We start from the raw sequence: 22,784 nt of genomic DNA on the forward strand, positions 1-22,784 counted from the left end.
TCACGCGGCTTCGCTGTGCCAGGCGCGGCGCAGCCGCTCTCTCACCAGGTCCTCGTACTCGTGGAACCGCCGTTCCCCGAAGAGCCGTTCACCGCGCGGCCGGGGCAGGTCGACGTCGATGCTCTCGACGATCCGGCCCGGGTTCGGCGCCATGACGACGACGGTGTCGGAGAGCCGTACGGCCTCGGAGACGGAGTGGGTGACGAACAGGACGGTGGTCCTCAGCTCCTCCCACAGGTCGAGAAGCTGGTCCTGAAGGCTTTCGCGGGTGAACTCGTCGAGCGCCGAGAAGGGTTCGTCCATCACGAGCACGTCGGGCCGCAGGCCGAACGCCCGGACGATCGCCGCGCGTTGGCGCATACCGCCGGAGAGCTGGGCCGGGAGCTTGTGCAGGGCGTCGCCGAGACCGGCCTTGACGAGGAGTTCCTCCATGTCGGGTACCGCCGGCTGCCGTTCGGCGAAGTCGGCGATGCGCTCACGGCGCTTGCCCGCACCCCGGTTGATCTTCTGCGGCAGCGTGACGTTCCGCAGGACGGAGAGCCAGGGCAGCAGCGCGGGGCTCTGCGGGACGAGGCCGATCATCTTGGCCGCGCAGGCCTCGGCCGGGGTCACCCCGTGCACCGACACCTCGCCGAGGTCCGGCTGTTCGAGCCCGGCGACCAGGCGCAGCAGCGTCGACTTCCCGCAGCCGCTGGGGCCGATGAGACTGACGAAACGGCCCGACGGCACCGTCAGGTGGACGTCGTCGAGGGCCGTGGTCGCGGTCGACCCGTAGCCGTAGACCCGTCGTACCGACCGCAGTTCGAGTGCTGGCGTACCAGTCACCTTCACGCTCCCATCCATGTCGCGGGCACGAGTGCCCGATCCTGGAAGTCGGAGAGCGTGCGTAGCGAGTGCGACTGACTGCCACGCGGAAATCCGCTTAGGTGCCCCCGACCGTAGGAAGATTCTGTTTCGGCGGACGGCAGTTGTCTGTTACGCGCGCTTTACGGCTGGCCGCGCCGGGGCCCGCAAAGGGACGATCGCGCCATTGTCGAAGACGTGGATCTCGATCCCGAGGTCGGTCGCGGCCCGCGCCACCCAGCCGCCGAGGGCCTGCACGATCACGTCCGTGACCAGCAGGACCGCGCGTTCGGCGGTCGGTACGGACTCCCGCAGCCAGAGCAGTTTGAACATGTCGGCCATGACCTTGTTCCGGTAGGCGGGTTTGTACGCGCCCTGGTTGCCGACGAGCTGGACGAGGACGCGGCACGCGGCGTCGATCCCCTCGACCTCGACCCGGCTGCCGTCGGGCAGCATCAGCGGCTTCGGGCGCAGCGGCGTGCCGAGCCGGTCGCCGAGCGCGAGCAGCATGCGGCGCTCGACGGAGCCCTCGGCGAACCGGCTCCACTCGTTGGATGCGTCCAGGACGGTCAGGTGCACGCGCCGCATCCTAGGAAGGGTCCGTTTCCCCCGTGTTGCTTAGGGTGGACCACCATGGGAGCGGGCGGAGTGGACGAGGGCACGGCGACGACACGACTCGACGGCCGGGTCGAGCGGGGCAACCGCACCCGGCGGCTCATCCTGCGCCGCACCGTCGACATCGCCTCGGTCGAGGGCCTGGAGGCGCTGTCCGTGGGGCGGTTGGCCACCGAGCTGCGGCTCAGCAAGAGTGGGGTGTTCGCGCTCTTCGGCTCCAAGCAGGAGCTACAGCTGGCGACCGTGCGCGAGGCCGCCCGCATCTACACCGAGCAGGTGATCAGGCCCGCCGCCGAAGTCGCCCCCGGCATCGGCCGGTTGTGGCGGCTGTGCGACCTGTGGCTGGAGTACTCGCGGGGCCGGGTCTTCCCCGGCGGCTGCTTCTTCTACGGGGTCATCGCCGAGTTCGACGCCCGCTCCGGGCCGGTGCACGACGCGATGGTCGGCGCGCACCGGGCCTGGATGTCGCTCGTGGAGCGGACGGCCGCCGAGGCCCGGGACACCGGCGAGCTGCGGGCCGACACCGACATACCCCAACTCGCCTTCGAGATCGTCGCGTTGATGGAGACGTCCAACGCGTTCTCCGTGCTGCACGACGAGGAGTCCGTGTACCGCAGGGCCCGTACCGGCATAGCGGCACGGCTGCGGTGCGCTGCCACCGATCCCGCCATGGCCCCTCAAGTCCTGTGACATTAGCGGCATTTCCCCTCCTCCCGATTTCGGCCGAAAACAAGTAGCACGATCGTTCGCACAGTTTTACGCTCACGCTTCATGACCACCACCGGAACGGACATCGTCGAGCTCGACCGGATCGCCGTCCACGAGGCCCTGCGCGTAGTGGAGTCGGCGCGGGCGGAGGACTGGGAGCGGGACACCCCCTGCGCGGGATGGGACCTGCGGCGGCTCGTGGCGCACATGGCCGCGCAGCACCACGGGTTCGCGGCCGCCGCGCGCGGCACGGGCCAGGACCTGGACTCCTGGCGGGAGCCCGCGGACATGAGCGAACCGGCCCGTACGCACCGCGCGGCGGCCACCGACGTCCTCGCCGCGTTCGCCGAACGCGGCGCCACCGAGCGGGAGTTCACCCTGCCGGAGCTGGGCGCGAGCTTCCCCGGCCGGACGGCGATCGGCTTCCACTTCGTCGACTACGTGGTCCACGCCTGGGACGTCGCCGCCGCCCTCGGCGTACGGCTGGACCTGTCGGACGACGTGCTCGACATCGCCCTGGCCGTCGCCCGGTCGGTGCCGACCGACCCGGCCGGGCGCGGACCGGGATTCGCCTTCGCCCCGCCCCTCGGCATACCGCCGGACGCGGGCCCGCTCGACGAGACGCTACGGCTGCTGGGCCGATCGCCGGAGCGGTGGCCGACGAAGGACTGACACACGGGCCGGCGGAGACCCGGCGAGGGATTGGCGGAGGCCTGAGGAGGGTCTGCCGGAGGGCCGCCGAGGGCTTGCCGGTGGGGCCACCGAACTCCCCTTCTTTGCCTGCCCTTTGAGGAAAGCTGCCCTCCCTTTGAACAAGGCGACCCGCCCGCTCGTACCTCCTGGCACTGGCCACGTGTCGACTTCTCCAACGACCAGTTGGTTTCCCCGGGAGGCTCCCTTGCGTCGTATCAACGGTACGGCTGTGCTCATCACGGCCATCGTCGCCACCACCGGCGCGCTCGCTTTTCCGGTGTGGTCGTACGCCGACCGCGCGGGCACCGGGCAGGCGAACGTGGCGGCGGGCACCGTGAACACCGAGTGGGGGCCGTTGACGGCCGCCGACCGGGATCTGATCGTGCGGGTGCGGCTGGCCGGGCTGTGGGAGCTGCCGGCGGGCCAGCAGGCGATCGAGCGGGCGCCCAGCCAGGCGATCAAGGAGGCCGGTGACCATCTCATCGTCGGCCACACCGACCTCGACAAGCGGGTGCGGATCATCGCGGCCCAGCTCAACGTCGCGCTGCCGAACGTGCCGAACGAACAACAGCAGGGCTGGCTGCGGGAGATGAGCGCGGCGACCGGCGCCGAGTACGAGTACAAGTTCGCCAACCTGCTGCGTGCCGCGCACGGCAAGATCTTCCCGGCCATCGGCGCCGTACGGAACACCACCCGCAACACGCTGGTACGGCAGCTCGCCTCGGACGCCAACCAGACCGTGCTCGACCACATCACCGTGCTGGAGAAGACCGGCCGGGTCGACTTCGACGCCATCGCCAACGAGATCGCGAACGCCTCCACCGCGAGCCCGACCGGCCCCGCCGCGCCGGTGCCCGGCCTGCCCGCGCCCTCCGCCCCGGCCGCCGAGGCGAGCGGCGACATCGGCACCACCTCGCGGCCGTCCCCGGCGGCGCCCGGGACGGTGAACACCGGTCGACCGGATCCGGTCGACTCGAACGGCGTCCTCGGCTAGGGGACCGCCCCTCCGAACCTCAAATGTTGCTCTGAAGGTGACGCGGCCGGGGTTCGGGACCCGCTGTCGCGGCGATACCCCCGTCACGCCGGAACAGCGGCCATGGGAGTTCATGGATTTCCTGGAGGACGGGGACGGACGATGGAGCGACTGGGGACAGGCATCGGCTGGCGGCCGGAGATCGCGGACGCCGTGGAACGCATGCCGGGCATCGACTGGGTCGAGGCCGTGGCCGAGAACGTCTGCCCCGGCCACCTCCCCGACTCCCTCCTACGGCTGCGCGCACGCGGCGTGACCGTGATCCCGCACGGCGTCTCCCTCGGCCTCGGCGGCGCCGACCGCCCGGACGAGTCCCGGCTGACGGCGCTCGCCGAGCGGGCCGAGGCACTGGGCGCGCCGCTGGTCACCGAGCACATCGCGTTCGTCCGCGCGGGCGGCCCCCTGACCGCCTCCCCGCTGCTGGAAGCGGGCCATCTGCTGCCCGTACCGCGCACCCGGGACGCTCTCGACGTGCTCTGCGAGAACATCCGCATCGCCCAGGCCGCGCTGCCCGTACCCCTCGCCGTCGAGAACATCGCCGCGCTGCTCGCCTGGCCGGGCGAGGAGATGACCGAGGGCCAGTTCCTGTACGACCTGGCCGACCGCACCGGCGTACGCCTCCTCATCGACGTCGCCAACCTGCACACCAACCACGTCAACCGCGGCGAGGACCCGGCCAAGGCCCTCGCCGAACTCCCCGTCGAGGCCGTCGCCTACGTCCATGTCGCGGGCGGGATCGAACGCGACGGCGTGTGGCACGACACCCACGCCCATCCCGTGCCGGCGGCGGTCCTCGACATCCTGACCGACCTGGCGTCCCGGGTCTCACCGCCGGGGGTGCTGCTGGAGCGGGACGACAACTTCCCTGATCCCGCAGAGCTGGAGCGGGAGTTGGAGGCGATTCACGGGGCGCTGACCAAGGGGTGGGCACGGCGGACGACGCGCGGGGCGGCCTCGCCGGAGCCGAAGGCCGGGACAAAGCCGGAGGCAAACGCTGAGGCGCTACGGGCCGCGGGGCCGCCGGATGCCTCCGACCCCGTCCGCCAGCGCCTCGCCCTGGCCGAGACCACCCTCCTCTCCGCCCTCGTCGCCGGGACCCCCGTCCCCGACGGCTTCGACCGCGTACGGCTCGGTGTGCAGGCCCGGGCGCTCGGGGTGAAGCGGGCGGACGTCGTGGCGAAGGTCGCTCCCGAACTACCGGAGATCCTCGGGGAGTCCTACCGCACGGCGTTCCTCGCGTACGCGCACTCGCACCCGATGACCGGCGGCTACCGGCGTGACGCGCTGGACTTCGCCGGGCAGCTGCTGCTGTCCGGCGGCCCCGAGGACGCCGAGGCGCGGCGGGAACTGCGGGAGTGGTGGCTGGAGCGCTCGGGTCCCGTCCCCCGGTCGCAGCGGCCCGGGGTACGGCTCGCCCGTGCCACCCGGCGGGTGCTGCTGGGCCGGTGAGGGCCGTGGCGAGGCTGACGTGGGGCCTTGGGGGGTGGGAGTGACCCCGAAGTAATGTTGTGGTCCCGCACGAGAAGCGCACGCGCGTGCGGTGCCGTGACAGGAGGCCCCCATGCGACCACGACCCCCCGTACAGGGCCGGGGCATCTTCAGCGGAACGGGCGTCATCGTCATCGGCCTGACCGCGACCCTGGCCGCGCTGATCTTCCCGGTCTGGTCCTATGCCGACCGGTCCGGCACGGCCGGTGCCAGCGTGCTCAGCGACCAGACCGTGACGACGCGGTACGGGCCGTTGTCCGCGCTGGACCGGGACTTCATCACGAAGGTCCGGCTGGCCGGGCTGTGGGAGCTGCCGGCCGGCCAGCAGGCCGAGGAGAAGGGCACGACCGCGGCCGTACGGACGGCGGGGCAGCACCTCATCGACGGGCACACCTACCTCGACCAGCGGGTGCGGGACGTCGCCGCGCAGCTCGGGGTGCCGCTGCCCAACCAGCCGAACGCGCAGCAACAGCAGTGGCTCGGCACGCTCTACGCGGCGCAGGGCGTCGACTTCGACCGCACGTTCGCCAACATCCTGCGCCTCGCGCACGGCAGGGTGTTCACGGTGGTCGCGCAGGTCCGGGCCACCACGCAGAACTCCCTGGTACGCGCCCTCGCCGACGACGCGAACACGACCGTCCTGGACCACATCAAGCTCCTGGAGGCCACCGGCTACGTCGACTTCGGCGAGCTGGCCCGGGACATGGCGGCGTCCAGCTCGCCCGCGCCCAGCGTCTCCGCCGCGGCCGACCCCGGCCAGGTCGTCCCGCTGGCCCCGTCGGTCTCCCCGACCTACACCCTCCCGCCGGCCGCCTCCAGTCCCCAGGCGTCGGCACAGCCGTAGACCTGTTTCGGCCGTGGGCGGTTTCCGGACAAGCGGAACGTCACGTGCCGACAACGCTCTGTCCGGATTGTGAACAAGGCATGGCGTCGCACTGGGCCTTTGGCATAGAAACTTGGCATGTTCTGGGTCCTTCTCCTGCTCCTGGCCTGGGCCGTCGCCGGCACGGCGTGCACGCGGCTGTGCCTGGCCGCCGTCAGAGCGGCGGCCGTCGACGCGGACGACGCGGGCACGGGACATGATCTGACGCTCTACGAGGCGGCGTTCCTGTCCGGCGGCCCCGCGCGGGTCGCCGATCTGACGCTCGTCTCCATGGCACGGCAGCACCGGCTGCTGCTCGCGCACACCGGCTGGGCGACCGTCGTCGACCCGCGTGGCCGGGACGCCATCGAGCGGTCGGTGATAGGCGCGATCGGGCCCGAGGGGCAGTCCAGGATCGGCCCGGTGCGGGCCAGCGCGGCGGCCACGGACGCGGTGCGCGACCTCGCGGTCCGGCTCGTCGACGCGGGTCTCGCCGTACCGGACGGGAGTACGACGACCGTGGCGTCCGGCGTCCGGCAGGTGCGGGCCGCCGCGCTCGTCGTGCTCGGGCTGGGCGCGACCGCGCTGCTGACGCCCGGGGCGGAGATGCCGCAGGGCCTGGTCGCGCTCTGGTTCGCGCTGCCGCTCGCGCTCACGCTGAGCTGTCTGGCCATCGCGCGGGTCGAGGTGCACCCGTACTCGCGCTGGGCCTCCCCGGCCGGTCAGCGGCTGCTGGGCACGCTGGCGCGGCACTCGGGGAGTGGTGACGACCGTACGTATCTGACGTCCGTCGCCGTACGGGGCATCCGCGCGGTCGGCGAGCCGGATCTGCGGGCGGCGTTCGCGCACCGCGAGCAGTACGAGTGGCGCCGCTGAGCACAGCGTGAGGGCGCTCCCCGGGGGCGCACGGGGGTCATTGGGGCCGACACCGCCCGACGGTGCTTGCCTTCACCTGGAAGCGAACGAAACATCCCCTTTGTTGCTGCCGTGCTCCGAAGGGATACGCCACCATGCGAGCCGCCGCCCTGTACTCGGCCGCCGGGTCCTTGCTCCTGACCACCCTCGCCGCCGCCCCGGCCACCGGTACCCCGGCCGTTCCTGGTGTCGGGGCCGCCGAGTCGACCGGCACCGCGCTGGCCGCCGCGCACGCCCGGGCGAAGGGCATCACCTTCGGGAAGTGCCCCGACGCGCAGGACCTGCCCGGCACCATGGAGTGCGGCACGGTCTCCGTCCCGCTCGACTACGCGCACCCCGACGGCACGCGGATCAAGCTGACCGTCAGCCGCGCCCGCGCCACCCACAAGGACCCGCACAACAGCAAGCGGAGAGTCCCCCGCCAGGGCTCCCTGGTCTACAACCCGGGCGGCCCCGGCGCCTCCGGCCTCTACTTCCCGCTGATCGGCATGCTCCCCGAGTGGAAGCGCATCGCGTCGGCCTACGACCTCGTCGGCTACGCCCCGCGCGGCGTCGACAAGTCGGCACCCCTGTCCTGCGAGGACCCCAAGCACTTCTTCAAGGCGCCCTCGCAGTCGCCGACGTACCCCTCGGAGTCGTACAAGAAGCAACGCGTCGCGGAGGCCAGGTCCTACGCCCGCGGCTGCGCCAAGCGCTCCGGCAGCAAGCTCCGCTTCTACACCTCCCTCAACAACGCCCGCGACCTGGACGTCCTGCGCGCCGCGCTCGGCGAGGACCGGCTGACGTTCATGGGCGCGTCCTACGGGACGTACTTCGGGGCGCTCTACGCGACGATGTTCCCGACGCACGTACGGCGGATGGTGTTCGACTCGGCGGTGAACCCGGACCCCGAGCAGATCTGGTACCGCAACAACCTCGACCAGTCGGCCGCGTTCGAGGGCCGCTGGACGGACTTCCGGGAGTGGATCGCCAAGCACGATGACGTCTACGGCCTCGGCGACACGGCGGACAAGGTGCTCGCCGCCTACCGCAAGGCCGAGGCGCGGCTCGCCGAGAAGCCGGCGGGCGGGAAGGTGGGACCCGCGCAGTTGCAGGGCGCGATCCTGTCCGCCGGGTACTACGACGACTACTGGCCGCACAGTGCGGCCGCGCTGTCGTCGTATCTGAAGGGTGACCCCAAGCCGCTGATCCAGCAGGCCGGGCCCACGCAGGGGGCGGCTGTCGAGGCGGAGAACGGGAACGCGGTGTACACGGCCGTCGAGTGCAACGACGCGCCCTGGCCGACCGATTGGCGGACCTGGGACCGGGACAACACCCGGCTCGCCCGGGTGGCGCCGTTCGAGACATGGGACAACGTGTGGATGAATCTGCCGTGCGCGTACTGGCCCGCGCCGCGTCAGCAGCCCCTCGATGTGCGGACCGGGCCCGGGGAGTTGCCGCCGGTGCTGATCATGGCCGCCGAGCGGGATGCGGCGACGCCGTACGACGGGGCGCTTGAGTTGCACCGGCGGTTGTCCGACTCCGTGTTGGTGACCGAGCGGGATGCCGGGACCCATGGGATCGCGGGTGGGGCCAACAAGTGTGTCAACGGGTATCTGGATGCTTACCTGTTGGAAGGGCGGTTGCCGGAGCGGCATGCTGCGTGTGCTCCGCATGCCGAGCCGAAGGCTGCGCGACCGGGCAGTGTTTAGTCTGCGGCCCGGTGGGGGCTGGTCGCGCAGTTCCCCTCGCCCCTGAAGACACCTATGCGAGGCCTGCCACCAAGTCGCCGATGTCCTTGCGGCGGCCCGTGTAGAAGGGGACCTCTTCCCGGACGTGCATACGGGCCTCGGAGGCTCGCAGGTGACGCATGAGGTCGACGATGCGGTACAGCTCGTCGGCCTCGAAGGCCAGGAGCCATTCGTAGTCGCCGAGGGAGAAGGACGCGACCGTGTTGGCGCGGACGTCCGGGTAGCCGCGGGCCATCTTGCCGTGGTCGGCGAGCATGCGACGGCGGTCCTCGTCGGGGAGCAGGTACCAGTCGTACGAGCGCACGAACGGGTACACGCTGATGTAGTTGCGCGGGGTCTCGTCGGCCAGGAAGGCCGGGATGTGCGAGCGGTTGAACTCGGCGGGGCGGTGCAGCGCCATGTTCGACCAGACCGGCTCCAGGGCGCGGCCGAGCTTCGTGCGGCGGAAGAGGTTGTACGCCTCCTGCAACTGGTCGGCGGTCTCGGCGTGCCACCAGATCATGAGGTCGGCGTCGGCACGCAGTCCCGAGACGTCGTACGTGCCGCGGACCGTCACGTCCTTCGCGGCGAGCTGGTCGAACAGCTCCTGGACCTCGTCGGCGTACCCGGCGCGGTCCTCGGGCAACACGTCCTTCAGCTTGAAGACGGACCACAGGGTGTAGCGGATGACCTCGTTGAGGTCCTTGGCCAGCTTGCCCTTGTTCGGGACACGGCCGGGCTCGGTGGTGGGGGCGTCGTCGCTCATGGGGCTATTCTCCCGCTCCGCCGGAGGCGCTCGGCACCGGGTCGCCGGTCAGCCGCTCGACGGCCGCGTACGCGCTGGCGATGGTGGCCGGGATGCCCACACCGTCGTACGCGGCACCGCAGACGGCGAGGCCGGGCAGCTTGGCCACGTGGTCGCGGACGCGGGCCACGCGCGCGTGGTGGCCCACCGGGTACTGGGGCAGGCCGTCGGTCCAGCGGGTGACGCGGGTCTCCAGGGGGGCGGCGTCCAGGCCCGTCGCCTCGCGCAGGTCGTGGCGCGAGACGTCCACCAGGCCGGTGTCGTCGCGCTCCAGGATCGCCGTCTCGCCGTACCGGCCCACCGAGGTGCGCAGGACGACCACGTCCGGGTTCTCGTCGGCGATCCAGCCCCATTTCTGGGAGGCGAACGTGGACGCCTTGATGGTGCGGCCGTCGACCGGCGGCACCAGGAAGCCGCTGCCCTCGGGGAGTTCGATGTCCGCGCGGCGGTAGGCGAGGGTGACCAGGGCCATCGAGGCGTACTCGACGGCGGCCAACTCGGTCGCCGCGCCCGGCGCTTCGGGGCGCAGCAACTCGGCGGCGGCCGGGGCGGGGACGGCGACGATCACGCCGTCGGCGTCCAGGACGCGGTCTCCGGCGACGACCCGCCAGCCCGACGTGCCGGTGCGGCGCAGCTCGGTCACCGGGGTGCCGGTGAGGATCTCGGCGCCCCGCGCGCGTGCCGACTCCGCCACGGCGAGCGGGAGCCGGCCCACTCCGCCCTGGACGCCCATGAAGACCGGGCCGGTCTGCTGTGCGGCGGCGGCGCGCTCCTGGATGCCCCGGACGGCCTCGGTGAGGGAGTCGTGGGTCTTCGCCGCCTGGTACAGCTGCGGGACGGCGGAACGCATCGAGATGCGGTACGCGTCGCCCGCGTAGACCCCGCCTAGGAGGGGTTCGACGAGGCGGTCCACGACCTCGCGGCCCAGCCGGGCCGCCACGTACTCGCCGACCGCGACGTCGTCGCCGACCTCCGTGCGGGGCAGGTCCGCGTCGCGCTCGATGCGGTGCAGGCCCTCGGCCGAGAGGACTCCGGCGAGGGCGGAGGCGGTGCCGGGGACGCCCATGACGTGGCCCTTGGGCATGGGGCGCAGGGCACCCCGGGTCCAGATCGACGCGGTGGCCGTGGCGGGCGTCCGGAGGTGGTCGGTGAGGCCCACCTCGCGGGCCAGGGCGACGGCCTCGGGGCGGCGGGCCAGCATCGACTCGGCGCCGAGGTCCACACGGGCGCCCGCGATCTCACCGGGCACCAGCTTTCCGCCGACCCGGTCCGACGCCTCGACGACGGTCACGCGCACGCCGCTGTCCAGCAGCCGGTGTGCGGCGGCCAGCCCGCCGATCCCGGCGCCGATGACGACGACATGCCCTGTGCCCGTACGAGTCTCCACTTCGCGCATGTCCCCAGCCTCTCAGACCCCACTGACAGTCCGGCTCCGGGCCGGTGTCCGGCGCGAGTCCCGACCGTGACCGCATCGGGACCGTCCGCCGCCAACGTCCCGGCCGGTCCCGGCGTCGAAGGTGCGTCAGTCGTCACGACGAACCCCCGGGGGTAGCGACACATGCGCACACGACACTCCGTACGGCCCGTCCAGGCCCTGGCCGCGCTGCTGCTGGCCTCGGCGCTCGCACTGGCCGGGTGCGGCGGCGGCGCGAGCGACAAGAGCTCCAGCGCCAGTGAGGCAGGCGGGAACGCCAAGGCCGCCGCTCCGGACAGCGCCCGGCAGGAGGGCGCGGCGGGCAGCGGCAACGCGAGGAACACCAGGGCGGTGCCCAAGCTCACCGCGAGCAGCATCATCCGGACGGCCTCGCTGTCCGTGCGGGTCAAGGACGTACCGAAGGCGCTCGACGAGGCCCGTACCACCACGGAGAACGCGGGCGGATTCGTCGGCGAGGAGTCCACCAGCCGCGACGGGCAGGGGCACGAGCGCACGCAGGTCGTGCTGCGGGTGCCCAGCGACAAGTACGACGGGGTCCTCGCCGACCTGGAGGGTGCGGGCAAGCTCCTGCGGCGGACCGCGAAGGCGCAGGACGTCACCGATCAGGTCGTGGACGTGGAGAGCCGCGTCGCCTCGCAGCGGGCCAGCGTGGCACGCGTGCGTGAACTGATGGACCGGGCCACCAAGCTCAGCGATGTGGTGGAGCTGGAGGGCGAGTTGAGCACCCGCGAGTCCGACCTGGAGGCGCTGCTCGCCCAGCAGGCCTCCCTGAAGGACCGCACCGGCCTCGCGACCATCACGCTGTCCCTGTCGCAGACCCCGGTCGCGAAGGCCGCCGCGAAGGACGACGGCCCCGGCTTCGTGGACGCCGTCGCGGGCGGCTGGCACGTCTTCGTGACGATGCTGCGGTGGATCGCCCTGTCGCTCGGCGCGGTGCTGCCGTTCGCGGCCGTGGCGGCGTCGGCGCTCTTCGTGTGGCTGCGTCTCGTACGGCCGCGCCGGGCCGGGTCCGGACCGGCGGCCACCGGAGCGGGCGCTCTGCCGGAGCGGGGCGGTCAGGACTGAAATGATCGGTCCCCGTAGCGTGTTCGCATGAGCATGAGCCGTGCGAGGGGTACCCGGGAACGACTGGTCGTCATCGGCGGTGACGCCGCGGGCATGTCCGCGGCGTCGCAGGCCCGCCGTCTGAAAGGGCCGGACGAGCTGGAGATCGTGGCCTTCGAGCGCGGTCACTTCACGTCGTACTCGGCGTGCGGCATCCCGTACTGGGTGGGCGGTGAGGTGTCCGCCCGGGAGGAGCTGATCGCCCGCACCCCGGAGGAGCACCGCGAGCGCGACATCGACCTGCGCATGCGCACCGAGGTCGTCGAACTCGACGTCGCGGGCGGCCGGGTACGCGCGCGTGACGTCGATTCCGGGGAGGAGTCCTGGACGTCGTACGACAAGCTCGTGATCGGGACCGGGGCGCGGCCCGTCCGTCCCGACCTGCCCGGGGTGGACGCGCCCGGGGTGCACGGGGTGCAGACGCTCGACGACGGGCAGGCGCTGCTCGACTCGCTGGCACGCACGCGTGGACGTCGTGCGGTGGTGGTCGGGGCCGGGTACATCGGGGTCGAGATGGCGGAGGCGTTCGTCAACCGCGGGTATGACGTGACCGTCGTCAACCGGGGCACGGAGCCGATGTCCACGCTCGACCCGGACATGGGGCGGCTGGTGCACAAGGCGATGGAGGGCCTGGGCATCACCATGGTCAACGACGCCCGGGTCACCGGGCTGCGCACCGGGGACGACGGGCGGGTGCGGGCCGTGGTCACGGAGGACGCGGAGTTCCCGGCGGACGTGGTGGTCCTGGGGATCGGCGTCCGGCCGGAGACGACGCTCGCGAAGGCCGCGGGACTGCCGCTCGGACAGCACGGCGGGCTGCTCACCGACCTGGCGATGCGGGTGCGCGGGCACGAGAACATCTGGGCCGGGGGTGACTGCGTCGAGGTGCTCGACCTGGTCTCCGGGCAGGAGCGGCACATCGCCCTGGGGACGCACGCCAACAAGCACGGGCAGGTCATCGGCACCAATGCGGGCGGCGGTTACGCCACCTTCCCCGGGGTGGTCGGTACGGCCGTGAGCAAGGTGTGCGATCTGGAGATCGCGCGTACGGGGCTGCGCGAGAAGGACGCCCACCGCGCGGGCCTGGAGTTCGTGGCGGTGACCATCGAGTCGACCAGCCGGGCGGGCTACTACCCGCAGGCCTCGCTGATGACGGTGAAGATGCTCGCCGAGCGCCGTACCGGCCGTCTCCTGGGCGTGCAGATCGTCGGCCGGGAGGGCGCCGCGAAGCGTGTCGACATCGCGGCGGTCGCCCTCACGGCCCGTATGACGGTGGAACAGATGACGGCCCTGGACCTCGGGTACGCGCCGCCGTTCTCCCCGGTGTGGGACCCGGTCCTGGTGGCGGCCAGAAAGGCGGCCGCGAAGGTCCAGGCGGGCCCGCGGTAAAGCGTTTACGCCGTGCCGTTTACGCCGTGCCGTTGATGCGGTCTATGGCCTGCCGTGCCTGCTCGGCCGGCGGCCTGGCGGGCAGGGACGAGACGGACGCGCTCGGCGGGACCATGGCGGCGGGCTGAGCCCCGGCCGGTTTCGCGTGGGCGCCCAGCGCGTTGGACCGCAGCCGGTTGCTCACCGCCTCGTCCAGGGTCACCGGCCGCTGCATCTGGGCGGCGAGGCGTCCCGCCTCCTGGCCCAGCCGGGCGACGTCCTCCCAGGGGAGGCGCACCACCAGGGAGATCTCGGCCTCGCCGTCGGGCGCGGCGGTCAGCTGCGGAGAGATTCGGTCGTTCATCGCCTGTTCCTCACGTCGTCCCCGCGACCCGCCTTCCCCGCGCCGCGGGCGGTTGAGGAGTCATACGCACAGGCGGACGGCGGTGTTCACCGGTTCGCCGCGCGGATCGGGGGCAGTACTTTCATGTGGTCATCCCCGTCCATGACGTGAACCCTGTGCGCCGCACCCCCTGGGTGACGTATGCGCTCATCGCCGCGAACGTGCTCGTCTTCCTGTCCACGCCCGGAATGGCGGGCTCCGTGGCGGGCGGCAGCGACCTCTCCCAGCTGTGCCATCTTCAGGCGTTCCTGGACCACTACGCGGCCGTGCCGCGGGAGCTGATCCACCACCAGATGCCGCAGATCGTCCCGACCGGCGGCATCCAGGTGGGCCCCGGCGGCGCGACCTGCGCGGCAGGCCCGCCGACCTATGACAAGTCGGCCCCGCTGAGCGTGTTCACCGCGATGTTCCTGCACGGCAGCTGGATCCATCTGCTGGGCAACATGCTGTTCCTGATGATCTTCGGCAACAACGTCGAGGACCGCATGGGCCACATCCGCTTCACGCTCTTCTACGTGGTGTGCGGCTACGCGGCGGGCTACGGCTTCGCGCTGCTGAACGCCGACTCCGCCGACCCGCTGATCGGCGCCTCCGGGGCGATCGCCGGGGTCCTGGGCGCGTATCTGGTGCTGTACACGAAGGCCAGGGTGTGGGTCCTGGTGCCGTTCCTGTTCTTCCTGCCGCTGCGCCTGCCGGCCTGGCTGGTGCTGGGCTTCTGGTTCGTGCTCCAGGCGTTCTACTCGTCCGGCGAGGGCGTCTCGGAGGCCGGCACCGTGGCGTACGCGGCACACGTCGTGGGCTTCCTGGCGGGCATGCTGCTGGCCTGGCCGCTCAAGGCCGGCACTCCCCCGCCGCCGGAACCGCGCGGCCTGCTGTTCGGCAGGCAGGCGAGGCCCCGGCACACGTGGTGAGCGGGCTCAGCGGGCCGTCTGCGTGTGGACGTACTCGACGAGCCGGGTGAGCGAGTCCGGGTCGGTGTTCGGCATCACGCCGTGCCCGAGGTTGAAGATGTGCCCCTCCAGGCCCTTCGCCGCGTCCAGGACCTCGCGGGTCTTGGTCTCGACGGCCTCCGTGGAGGCGAACAGGACGGTCGGGTCGAGGTTGCCCTGGAGCGCCTTGCCGGGGCCGACGCGGCGGGCGGCCTCGTCCAGCGGGACGCGCCAGTCGACGCCGACGACGTCCGCGCCGGCCTCGCCCATCAGGCCGAGCAGCTCGCCGGTGCCGACGCCGAAGTGGATGCGCGGGACGCCGTAGCCCTCGACGGCCCGGAAGACCTTCGCGGAGGCGGCTAGGACCGAGCGGCGGTAGTCGGCGGGGGCGAGGGCGCCGGCCCAGGAGTCGAAGACCTGGACGGCGCTGGCGCCCGCCTCGATCTGGACCTTGAGGAAGGCGGCCGTGATGTCGGCGAGGCGGTCGAGGAGGTCGGCCCAGAGCTCGGGGTCGCCGTACATGATCGCCTTGGCGTTCTCGTACGTGCGGGACGGGCCGCCCTCGATGAGGTAGCTCGCGAGGGTGAACGGGGCGCCGGCGAAGCCGATGAGGGGGGTGGAGCCGAGCTCGGCGGTCAGCAGGCCGATGGCCTCCGTGACGTAGGAGACGTCCTCGGGGGTGAGGTCGCGGAGCTGGGCCAGGTCGGCGCGGGTGCGGATGGGGTTCGCCACGACCGGGCCGACGCCGGGCTTGATGTCGAGGTCGATGCCGATGGCCTTGAGCGGGACGACGATGTCGCTGTAGTAGACCGCCGCGTCCACGCCGTGCCTGCGCACCGGCTGGAGGGTGATCTCGGCGACCAGCTCGGGCCGTGTGCAGGACTCCAGCATCGGGATGCCCGCGCGCGCCTTGTGGTACTCCGGGAGTGAGCGTCCGGCCTGTCGCATGAACCACACCGGGGTGTGCGGTACGGGCTCACGCCTGCACGCCTTCATGAAGGCGGAGTCGTAAGTGGCGGTCTGCTGCTGGCCCGCGGGGCTCTGGTTGGCACTCACGGGGCAAGTCTCGCACGGCGCCAAGAGGCGATTACACGGTGTGCTGAGCGGAAGAGGGGGTGTCTAGTCCCGCACGATGCCTCCGTTCCCCTTAATCTTCCCGCATGGCTGCGGCACAGGGACGATTGTCGGATGGCGCTGACGGGATGGACGACTCCAAGGAGGGGGACCGGGATGGGGGCGGTGCGGCGCCGCCGGCTTTCCAGGCCGCGGTCCAGGCCCTGCGGAACAGCCGGCTGAGGCCGCAGATCGAGATCGATCCGACGCCCGCTCCCCAGCGGCTCGCGCCGTACGCGTACGCGCTGGAGGCCGCGGTCGTCGACGGCGACCAGGATCTGGCCGACGGCCGCCTGGTGCTGCTGCACGACCCGGCCGGTCACGACGCCTGGCACGGCACGTTCCGGCTGGTGACGCTGGTGCGCGCGGAGCTGGAGGCGGAGATGGCGGCGGACCCGCTGCTGCCCGACGTGTGCTGGTCCTGGCTGACCGGCGCGCTCCAGGCGCGGGGACTGACGTACGGCGAGCCGAGCGGCACCGTCACCCGGGCCAGCTCCCACTACTTCGGCGGGCTGTCGGAGCGGCCGTCCGCCTCGCAGATCGAGATCCGTGCCTCGTGGACACCGCGCGAGGGGCTCGGCGGCGTGCCGGACACTGCGGCACATCTGGCCTCCTGGTGCGATCTGCTGGCCCAGGTCGCGGGCCTGCCCCCGGCGGGTCCCGGTGACGCGTCCATCGTCACGCTGCCGCAGCGCAGGGGCCCGCAGTCACGCTGAGCCTTACCCGAGGCACACCGAGGTCTTACCGACCACTTCCGGTGTCTTTGTCGATACGGCCACTTTCAATCAGGAGTGGCCCATCGAACGAGCCGTTTCGTGCACCGAACGATCGACAGCGTGTCCGAATTGCACTGATTGCTACTCACTAAATCGTGATCTTTCTCTAAAGGACCTGGGGTTTGGTGCCGAAGACGACTGTGACCTTGAAAGTCGTCCCACACCCCAGGAGGCCTGGTGTCCGTTCTCCTCGAGCAGCCCGCAAGCCTGGTCGCCTACCGCCCGAACAAGCCGACCGCCATGGTGGTCGTGGCCGACCCGCGCGTCCGCTCCACCGTCACCCGCCACTTGTGGGCGCTCGGTGTGCGCGACGTCATCGAGGCCTCGTCCGTCGCGGAGGCTCGTCCCCGCATCGGCAACCCCCGTGACATCTGTGTCGCAGACGTCCACCTCCCCGACGGCTCCGGTCTCACCCTGCTCTCCGAGACCAGAGCCGCAGGCTGGCCCAACGGCCTGGCCCTGTCCGCCGCCGACGACATCGGTGCCGTGCGCAACGCCCTCGCGGGCGGCGTCAAGGGCTACGTCGTCACCGGCACCCGCACCAACGTCGGGCTCCCCACCCGGCCCGGCGCCGCCCCCATCGGCTCCGCCGCCGCCCGTATGCACCGCCGCCCCCCGGGTTCCCCGAGCCACCCGGGTGGCTACCGCGAACTGTCCGGCCGAGAGGTCGAGGTCCTGCGCCTGGTCGCGGAGGGCCAGTCGAACAAGGCCATCGGCGTCTCCATGGGCCTGTCCGCACTGACCGTCAAGAGCCACCTCGCCCGCATCGCCCGCAAGCTCGGCACGGGCGACCGCGCCGGCATGGTGGCGGTGGCGCTGCGCACCGGAATCATCCACTGACCCTTCTCCCGCGACCCCGTCCCCGCTTCCCCTTCCGCTCCCCTTCCCGCTCCCCCTTCGAGCCGTGAACCGGATCTTTCACTTACCTGACTGGTTTACGACCCCCAGACGCCCGTCGACGGAACGTTCCGTCGGCGGGCGTTGTCCATACACGGATACCCTTGACAGGTGACCGACGCCCAAGAAACCGCAGCAGACAGCTCACTGCGAACCACCGGAGGCGCCCCTCCGGACGACGTCGAACCGGCGCCGATCCCTTTGCTCGAACCCCGGGAGGGCATTCCGCCCGTGATCGCCGACGAGGAGTCCCTCGCCGAGGCGATCGCGGCCTTCGCGGCCGGCACGGGTCCCCTCGCCGTCGACGCCGAGCGCGCGTCCGGCTACCGCTACGGACAGCGCGCCTATCTGGTGCAGCTGCGCCGTGAGGGCGCGGGCACCGCACTGATCGACCCCGTCGCCTGCCCCGACCTGTCCGGCCTCGGTGAGGCCGTCTCCGGCGTCGAGTGGGTGCTGCACGCGGCCACCCAGGACCTGCCGTGTCTGCGCGAGATAGGCATGGTGCCGACGCGGCTCTTCGACACCGAGCTGGCCGGCCGGCTCGCCGGATTCCCGCGGGTCGGCCTGGGCGCGATGGTCGAGAGCGTGCTCGGTTTCGTCCTGGAGAAGGGCCACTCCGCCGTCGACTGGTCCACCCGCCCGCTGCCCGAACCGTGGCTGCGGTACGCCGCCCTCGACGTCGAACTCCTCGTCGACCTGCGGGACGCCCTGGAGAAGGAACTCGACCGCCAGGGCAAGCTGGACTGGGCCCGCCAGGAGTTCGACGCGATCGCGTCCGCGCCGCCCGCCGAGCCCCGCAAGGACCCGTGGCGCCGTACGTCCGGGATGCACAAGGTACGGCGGCGCCGGCAGCTCGGTGTCGTCCGCGAGCTGTGGCAGACGCGGGACCGGATCGCGCAGCGGCGGGACGTGTCGCCGGGGAAGGTGCTGTCCGACGCGGCGATCGTCGAGGCCGCGCTGTCGCTTCCCGTCGATGTGCAGGCGCTGGCCGCGTTGAGCGGGTTCGGGCATCGGATGGGCCGGCGGCAGCTGGAGCAGTGGCAGGTGGCCGTGGACCGGGCGAAGGCGCTGCCCGACTCGGCGTTGCCGCAGCCCGGGCAGCCGGTCACCGGGCCGCCTCCGCCGCGCGCCTGGGCCGACAAGGACCCCGAGGCCGCGGCTCGGCTGTCCGCGGCGCGCGCGGCGGTCTCCGCGGTGGCCGAGGGGCTGAACATGCCGCAGGAGAACCTCATCACTCCGGACACCGTGCGGCGGGTCTGCTGGGAGCCGCCGAAGACCCTGGACATGGCTTCCGTGGGGGCGGCTCTTGCCGGGTACGGGGCTCGGGCCTGGCAGGTTGAGCAGGTTGCGCCGGTTCTGGTCGAGGCTTTGACCGCGAAAGCGCCGTAGGGGTCTGTGTCGTTTTGCGGGTGCGGGCTCGTTGTGGCTGGTCGCGCAGTTCCCCGCGCCCCTGAAGACAGAAATGCCTCGGAAGCGGAACTGGGGCGTCGAGATCAAGCCAAGATCCTCGGCGCACAGGCGGGGAACCGCTCGCGGGCGGGGTGTGACGTTCGCCGCTCCCGGCCCCGGGACTGGGCAGCTTGGTTACTCGTAAGTAGCATGGGTACTGAGCGCGCGCTCAGCGCATCGCAGCAGTGCCGATCCCGCACCCTGGAGGAGAGCCAATCGTGCCTCGTACCGTCAGGGACGTCGTCTTCGTAGACGGCGTCCGTACCCCGTTCGGCAAGGCGGGCCCGAAGGGCATCTACCACGAGACCCGGGCCGACGACCTCGTCGTGAAGGCGATCCGGGAGCTGCTGCGCCGCAACCCCGGACTCGACCCCGCGAAGATCGACGAGGTCGCGATCGCCGCGACCACGCAGATCGGTGACCAGGGTCTGACCCTGGGCCGGACCGCGGGCATTCTCGCCGGGCTGCCCCAGTCGGTGCCCGGCTACTCCATCGACCGCATGTGCGCGGGCGCGCTGACCGCCGTCACGACCACCGCGGGCTCCATCGCCTTCGGGGCGTACGACGCCGTCATCGCCGGTGGTGTCGAGCACATGGGCCGCCACCCCATGGGCGAGGGCGTGGACCCGAACCCGCGGTTCGTGAGCGAGAAGCTGGTCGACGACTCCGCGCTGTTCATGGGCATGACCGCGGAGAACCTGCACGACCGCTACCCCACGATCACCAAGCAGCGCGCCGACGAGTACGCGGTGCGTTCGCAGGAGAAGGCCGCCAAGGCGTACGCCAACGGCAAGATCCAGCAGGACCTGGTGCCGATCTCGGTACGCAACACCAACGACCAGGTGGGCGAGACCGGTTGGGGTCTGGTGACCGCCGACGAGCCGATGCGCCCGGGGACCACCCTGGAGAACCTGGCCGGTCTGAAGACGCCGTTCCGTGTGCACGGCAGGGTCACCGCGGGCAACGCGGCCGGCCTGAACGACGGCGCCACCGCGTCGATCATCGCGAGCGAGGACTTCGCCCGCGAGCACGACCTGCCGGTGAAGATGCGTCTCGTGTCGTACGCCTTCGCGGGCGTCGAGCCGGAGGTCATGGGCTACGGCCCGATCCCGGCCACGGAGAAGGCGCTCGCCAAGGCGGGCCTGTCCATCGAGGACATCAACCTCTTCGAGATCAACGAGGCCTTCGCCGTCCAGGTGCTGGCCTTCCTTGAGCACTACGGCATCGCGGACGACGACGAGCGCGTCAACCAGTACGGCGGCGCGATCGCCTTCGGTCACCCGCTGGCCTCGTCGGGCGTACGCCTGATGACGCAGCTGGCCCGTCAGTTCGAGGAGCAGCCGGACGTCCGCTACGGCCTGACGACGATGTGCGTCGGCTTCGGCATGGGCGCCACGGTCATCTGGGAGAACCCGCACTTCGAGGGGGACAAGTGAGCACCACCACCGAGCTTCTGAAGGGTGCGGCCGAGCTGTTCCCCGACGAGGTCGTGACGTCCGCGCACGTCCGCCACCTCGAACTGCCGTACGGCGCCGGGCGCTTCGCGCTCATCACGCTGGACAACGGCTTCGACCACACCAAGCCGACCACCTTCGGCCCGGCCTCGCTGGCGAACCTCAACACCGCCATCGACCAGGTCGAGAAGGAGGCGTCGGCCGGCGAGATCGTCGGTGTCGGCATCACCGGCAAGCCGTTCGTCTTCGCCGTCGGCGCGGACCTCAAGGGCGTCGAGCTGCTCAAGAACCACGACGACGCGCTCGCCATCGGCAAGGGCGGCCACGAGGTCTTCAAGCGCCTCGCGGACATCGCGGTACCGACCTTCACGTACTACAACGGCGCGGCCATGGGCGGCGGTGTCGAGGTCGGTCTGCACTGCGCGTACCGCACGGTGTCCAAGCACATCGCGGCCTTCTCGCTGCCCGAGGTCTTCCTCGGGCTGGTCCCCGGCTGGGGTGGCTGCACGCTGCTGCCGAACCTGATCGGTGCCGACAAGGCCGTCTCGGTGATCATCGAGAACAGCCTCAACCAGAACAAGCAGCTGAAGGGCCAGCAGGTCTTCGACCTCGGGATCGCGGACGCGCTCTTCGAGGGCGCCGACTTCCTGGAGCAGTCGCTGATCTGGACGGCGAACGTCCTCAAGGGCGACATCAAGGTCGAGCGTCCGGCGATCGACCGCGGCGAGGCCTGGGACCAGGCCGTCGCCAAGGGCCGTTTCATCGCGGACTCCAAGGTGCACGGCGCGGCCCCGGCCGCCTACCGCGCCCTCGACATCATCGCCGCCGCGAAGAACGGTGATCTCCAGCAGGGCTACGACGCCGAGGACCTGGCGCTCGCCGACCTGATCATGGGCGGTGAACTCCGCGCCGGCATCTACGCGTTCAACCTCGTGCAGAAGCGCGGCAAGCGTCCGGCGGGTGCGCCCGACAAGTCGCTGGCCCGTCCGGTCACCAAGGTGGGTGTGGTCGGCGCCGGTCTGATGGCCTCGCAGCTCGCCCTGCTCTTCCTGCGCCGCCTCGAAGTACCGGTCGTCCTCACGGACATCGACCAGGAGCGCGTCGACAAGGGTGTGGGCTACGTCCACGCCGAGATCGAGAAGCTGCTCGGCAAGGGCCGTATCAACCAGGACAAGGCCAACCGCCTCAAGGCCCTGGTCACCGGTGTGCTGGACAAGGCCGAGGGCTTCTCCGACGCCGACTTCATCATCGAGGCCGTCTTCGAGGAGATCGGCGTCAAGCAGCAGGTGTTCGCGGAGGTCGAGGCGGTCGCCCCGGCGCACGCGATCCTCGCCACCAACACCTCCTCGCTGTCGGTGTCCGAGATGGCGTCGAAGCTGAAGAACCCCGAGCGGGTCGTCGGCTTCCACTTCTTCAACCCGGTGGCGATCCTGCCCCTGCTGGAGATCGTGCGCGGCGAGCAGACGGACGACGCCTCGCTCGCGACCGCGTTCGCGGTGGCCAAGAAGCTGAAGAAGACCGCGGTGCTGGTGAAGGACGCCCCGGCGTTCGTCGTCAACCGCATCCTCACCCGCTTCATGGGCGAGATCCAGAACGTCATCGACGAGGGCACCCCGGTCGCGGTCGCCGAGAAGGCCGTGGAGCCGCTCGGTCTGCCCATGTCCCCGCTGGTTCTCCTGGAGTTGGTCGGTCCGGCCATCGGTCTGCATGTCTCGGAGACCCTCAACCGGGCCTTCCCGGACCGCTTCACGGTCTCCCCGAACCTCGCGGCCGTCGTCAAGGCGGGCAAGCGCGGCTTCTACGTCTACGACAGCGGGAAGCCCGAACTCGACCCCGAGGTCGCCGCGTTGCTCAAGCAGGGCGACTCGGTGCTGACCGAGGAGCAGGTGCGGGACCGGGTCCTGGACGCGGTGGCGCAGGAGATCGGCCTGATGCTCGACGAGGGCGTCGTCGCCGAGGCCCAGGACATCGACCTGTGCCTGATCACCGGCGCGGGCTGGCCCTTCCACCTGGGCGGCATCACGCCGTACCTGGACCGTGAGGGTGTCTCGCAGCGGGTGAACGGCAAGCCGTTCCTGGCGCCCGGTGTGGCCAGCGTTCCGGCGTGATGTGACGACCGGCGACTGCTGAAGGGGGGCCTCCGCGCGATCGCGCGGAGGCCCCCCTTTCTTCTCGGGTCCCGTCC

21 protein-coding genes are annotated in these 22,784 nt (G+C 71.4%); 15 read left to right on the top strand and 6 right to left on the bottom strand.

Features of this window, described 5'->3' with window-relative positions; translation table 11 throughout:
* A complete protein-coding gene (locus ACIRB1_RS06340) occupies positions 1 to 825 on the bottom strand; it encodes an ABC transporter ATP-binding protein (protein ID WP_352177914.1) in 825 nt (274 codons plus the stop codon).
* A 150-nt stretch (positions 826 to 975) separates the two neighbouring features.
* Positions 976 to 1,431 carry a hypothetical protein gene (locus ACIRB1_RS06345; RefSeq protein WP_352177915.1) on the bottom strand — a complete coding sequence of 152 codons (456 nt, stop codon included), beginning with the start codon at positions 1,429 to 1,431 and terminating at the stop codon, positions 976 to 978.
* Between the two features lie 45 nt (positions 1,432 to 1,476).
* On the opposite strand from ACIRB1_RS06345, the gene ACIRB1_RS06350 reads away from it, so the two are divergent.
* The 7 genes from ACIRB1_RS06350 (at position 1,477) to ACIRB1_RS06380 (ending at position 8,848) form a co-directional block, all read left to right on the top strand.
* Positions 1,477 to 2,148 carry a TetR/AcrR family transcriptional regulator gene (locus ACIRB1_RS06350; RefSeq protein WP_403464737.1) on the top strand — a complete coding sequence of 224 codons (672 nt, stop codon included), beginning with the start codon at positions 1,477 to 1,479 and terminating at the stop codon, positions 2,146 to 2,148.
* A gap of 81 nt (positions 2,149 to 2,229) precedes the next feature.
* Positions 2,230 to 2,838, top strand: coding sequence for a TIGR03086 family metal-binding protein (locus ACIRB1_RS06355; protein WP_403464738.1), 609 nt, complete (start codon positions 2,230 to 2,232; stop codon positions 2,836 to 2,838).
* A gap of 226 nt (positions 2,839 to 3,064) precedes the next feature.
* Entirely contained in the window at positions 3,065 to 3,853 is a 789-nt protein-coding gene (locus tag ACIRB1_RS06360) for a DUF4142 domain-containing protein (protein WP_352177918.1), read from the top strand.
* A 141-nt stretch (positions 3,854 to 3,994) separates the two neighbouring features.
* Positions 3,995 to 5,341 carry a DUF692 domain-containing protein gene (locus ACIRB1_RS06365; protein ID WP_403464739.1) on the top strand — a complete coding sequence of 449 codons (1,347 nt, stop codon included), beginning with the start codon at positions 3,995 to 3,997 and terminating at the stop codon, positions 5,339 to 5,341.
* Positions 5,342 to 5,453: 112 nt separating this feature from the next.
* Positions 5,454 to 6,224 carry a DUF4142 domain-containing protein gene (locus ACIRB1_RS06370; RefSeq protein ID WP_403464740.1) on the top strand — a complete coding sequence of 257 codons (771 nt, stop codon included), beginning with the start codon at positions 5,454 to 5,456 and terminating at the stop codon, positions 6,222 to 6,224.
* Positions 6,225 to 6,341: 117 nt separating this feature from the next.
* On the top strand, positions 6,342 to 7,118 hold the full coding sequence (locus ACIRB1_RS06375; protein WP_403464741.1) for a TIGR04222 domain-containing membrane protein: 777 nt from the start codon (positions 6,342 to 6,344) through the stop codon (positions 7,116 to 7,118).
* Positions 7,119 to 7,252: 134 nt separating this feature from the next.
* Complete coding sequence (locus ACIRB1_RS06380) at positions 7,253 to 8,848, top strand: alpha/beta hydrolase (RefSeq protein WP_403464742.1); 1,596 nt, start codon at positions 7,253 to 7,255, stop codon at positions 8,846 to 8,848.
* Between the two features lie 52 nt (positions 8,849 to 8,900).
* Here ACIRB1_RS06380 and hemQ read toward each other — a convergent pair whose 3' ends face one another.
* Both hemQ and hemG read right to left on the bottom strand, forming a co-directional pair.
* Positions 8,901 to 9,632, bottom strand: a complete 732-nt coding sequence (gene hemQ / locus ACIRB1_RS06385; protein ID WP_403464743.1) for a hydrogen peroxide-dependent heme synthase — start codon at positions 9,630 to 9,632, stop codon at positions 8,901 to 8,903.
* Between the two features lie 4 nt (positions 9,633 to 9,636).
* Positions 9,637 to 11,067, bottom strand: coding sequence for a protoporphyrinogen oxidase (gene hemG, locus ACIRB1_RS06390; protein ID WP_403464744.1), 1,431 nt, complete (start codon positions 11,065 to 11,067; stop codon positions 9,637 to 9,639).
* A 162-nt stretch (positions 11,068 to 11,229) separates the two neighbouring features.
* Between hemG and ACIRB1_RS06395 the strand changes: the two genes are divergently transcribed.
* A complete protein-coding gene (locus ACIRB1_RS06395) occupies positions 11,230 to 12,171 on the top strand; it encodes a DUF4349 domain-containing protein (protein ID WP_352177924.1) in 942 nt (313 codons plus the stop codon).
* 27 nt (positions 12,172 to 12,198) lie between these two features.
* Positions 12,199 to 13,599 (top strand): FAD-dependent oxidoreductase, encoded by a 1,401-nt coding sequence (locus ACIRB1_RS06400; protein WP_352177925.1) that lies wholly within the window; start codon positions 12,199 to 12,201, stop codon positions 13,597 to 13,599.
* A gap of 19 nt (positions 13,600 to 13,618) precedes the next feature.
* Here ACIRB1_RS06400 and ACIRB1_RS06405 read toward each other — a convergent pair whose 3' ends face one another.
* Complete coding sequence (locus tag ACIRB1_RS06405) at positions 13,619 to 13,942, bottom strand: hypothetical protein (protein ID WP_352177926.1); 324 nt, start codon at positions 13,940 to 13,942, stop codon at positions 13,619 to 13,621.
* Positions 13,943 to 14,067: 125 nt separating this feature from the next.
* Between ACIRB1_RS06405 and ACIRB1_RS06410 the strand changes: the two genes are divergently transcribed.
* Complete coding sequence (locus tag ACIRB1_RS06410; RefSeq protein WP_403464745.1) at positions 14,068 to 14,892, top strand: rhomboid family intramembrane serine protease; 825 nt, start codon at positions 14,068 to 14,070, stop codon at positions 14,890 to 14,892.
* Between the two features lie 6 nt (positions 14,893 to 14,898).
* Here the strand turns inward: ACIRB1_RS06410 and hemE are convergent, their stop codons facing one another.
* Positions 14,899 to 15,966: a uroporphyrinogen decarboxylase gene (gene hemE / locus ACIRB1_RS06415; protein WP_403464746.1), complete on the bottom strand. Its 1,068-nt coding sequence runs from the start codon at positions 15,964 to 15,966 to the stop codon at positions 14,899 to 14,901.
* Positions 15,967 to 16,112: 146 nt separating this feature from the next.
* On the opposite strand from hemE, the gene ACIRB1_RS06420 reads away from it, so the two are divergent.
* The 5 genes from ACIRB1_RS06420 to ACIRB1_RS06440 all read left to right on the top strand — a co-directional run bounded on the left by ACIRB1_RS06420 (position 16,113) and on the right by ACIRB1_RS06440 (position 22,707).
* Positions 16,113 to 16,739 carry a DUF3000 domain-containing protein gene (locus ACIRB1_RS06420; RefSeq protein ID WP_266773523.1) on the top strand — a complete coding sequence of 209 codons (627 nt, stop codon included), beginning with the start codon at positions 16,113 to 16,115 and terminating at the stop codon, positions 16,737 to 16,739.
* A gap of 237 nt (positions 16,740 to 16,976) precedes the next feature.
* On the top strand, positions 16,977 to 17,639 hold the full coding sequence (locus ACIRB1_RS06425; protein ID WP_030605794.1) for a response regulator transcription factor: 663 nt from the start codon (positions 16,977 to 16,979) through the stop codon (positions 17,637 to 17,639).
* A 168-nt stretch (positions 17,640 to 17,807) separates the two neighbouring features.
* Positions 17,808 to 19,085, top strand: coding sequence for an HRDC domain-containing protein (locus ACIRB1_RS06430; protein WP_403464747.1), 1,278 nt, complete (start codon positions 17,808 to 17,810; stop codon positions 19,083 to 19,085).
* Positions 19,086 to 19,363: 278 nt separating this feature from the next.
* Positions 19,364 to 20,581 (top strand): thiolase family protein, encoded by a 1,218-nt coding sequence (locus ACIRB1_RS06435; RefSeq protein ID WP_403464748.1) that lies wholly within the window; start codon positions 19,364 to 19,366, stop codon positions 20,579 to 20,581.
* Positions 20,578 to 22,707 (top strand): 3-hydroxyacyl-CoA dehydrogenase NAD-binding domain-containing protein, encoded by a 2,130-nt coding sequence (locus ACIRB1_RS06440; RefSeq protein ID WP_403464749.1) that lies wholly within the window; start codon positions 20,578 to 20,580, stop codon positions 22,705 to 22,707. The genes ACIRB1_RS06435 and ACIRB1_RS06440 overlap by 4 nt, the downstream gene beginning before the upstream one ends.
* The last annotated feature ends 77 nt before the right edge of the window (positions 22,708 to 22,784 follow it).

It is taken from the genome of Streptomyces sp. NPDC096013 (assembly GCF_044763565.1).
GTDB lineage: Bacteria > Actinomycetota > Actinomycetes > Streptomycetales > Streptomycetaceae > Streptomyces.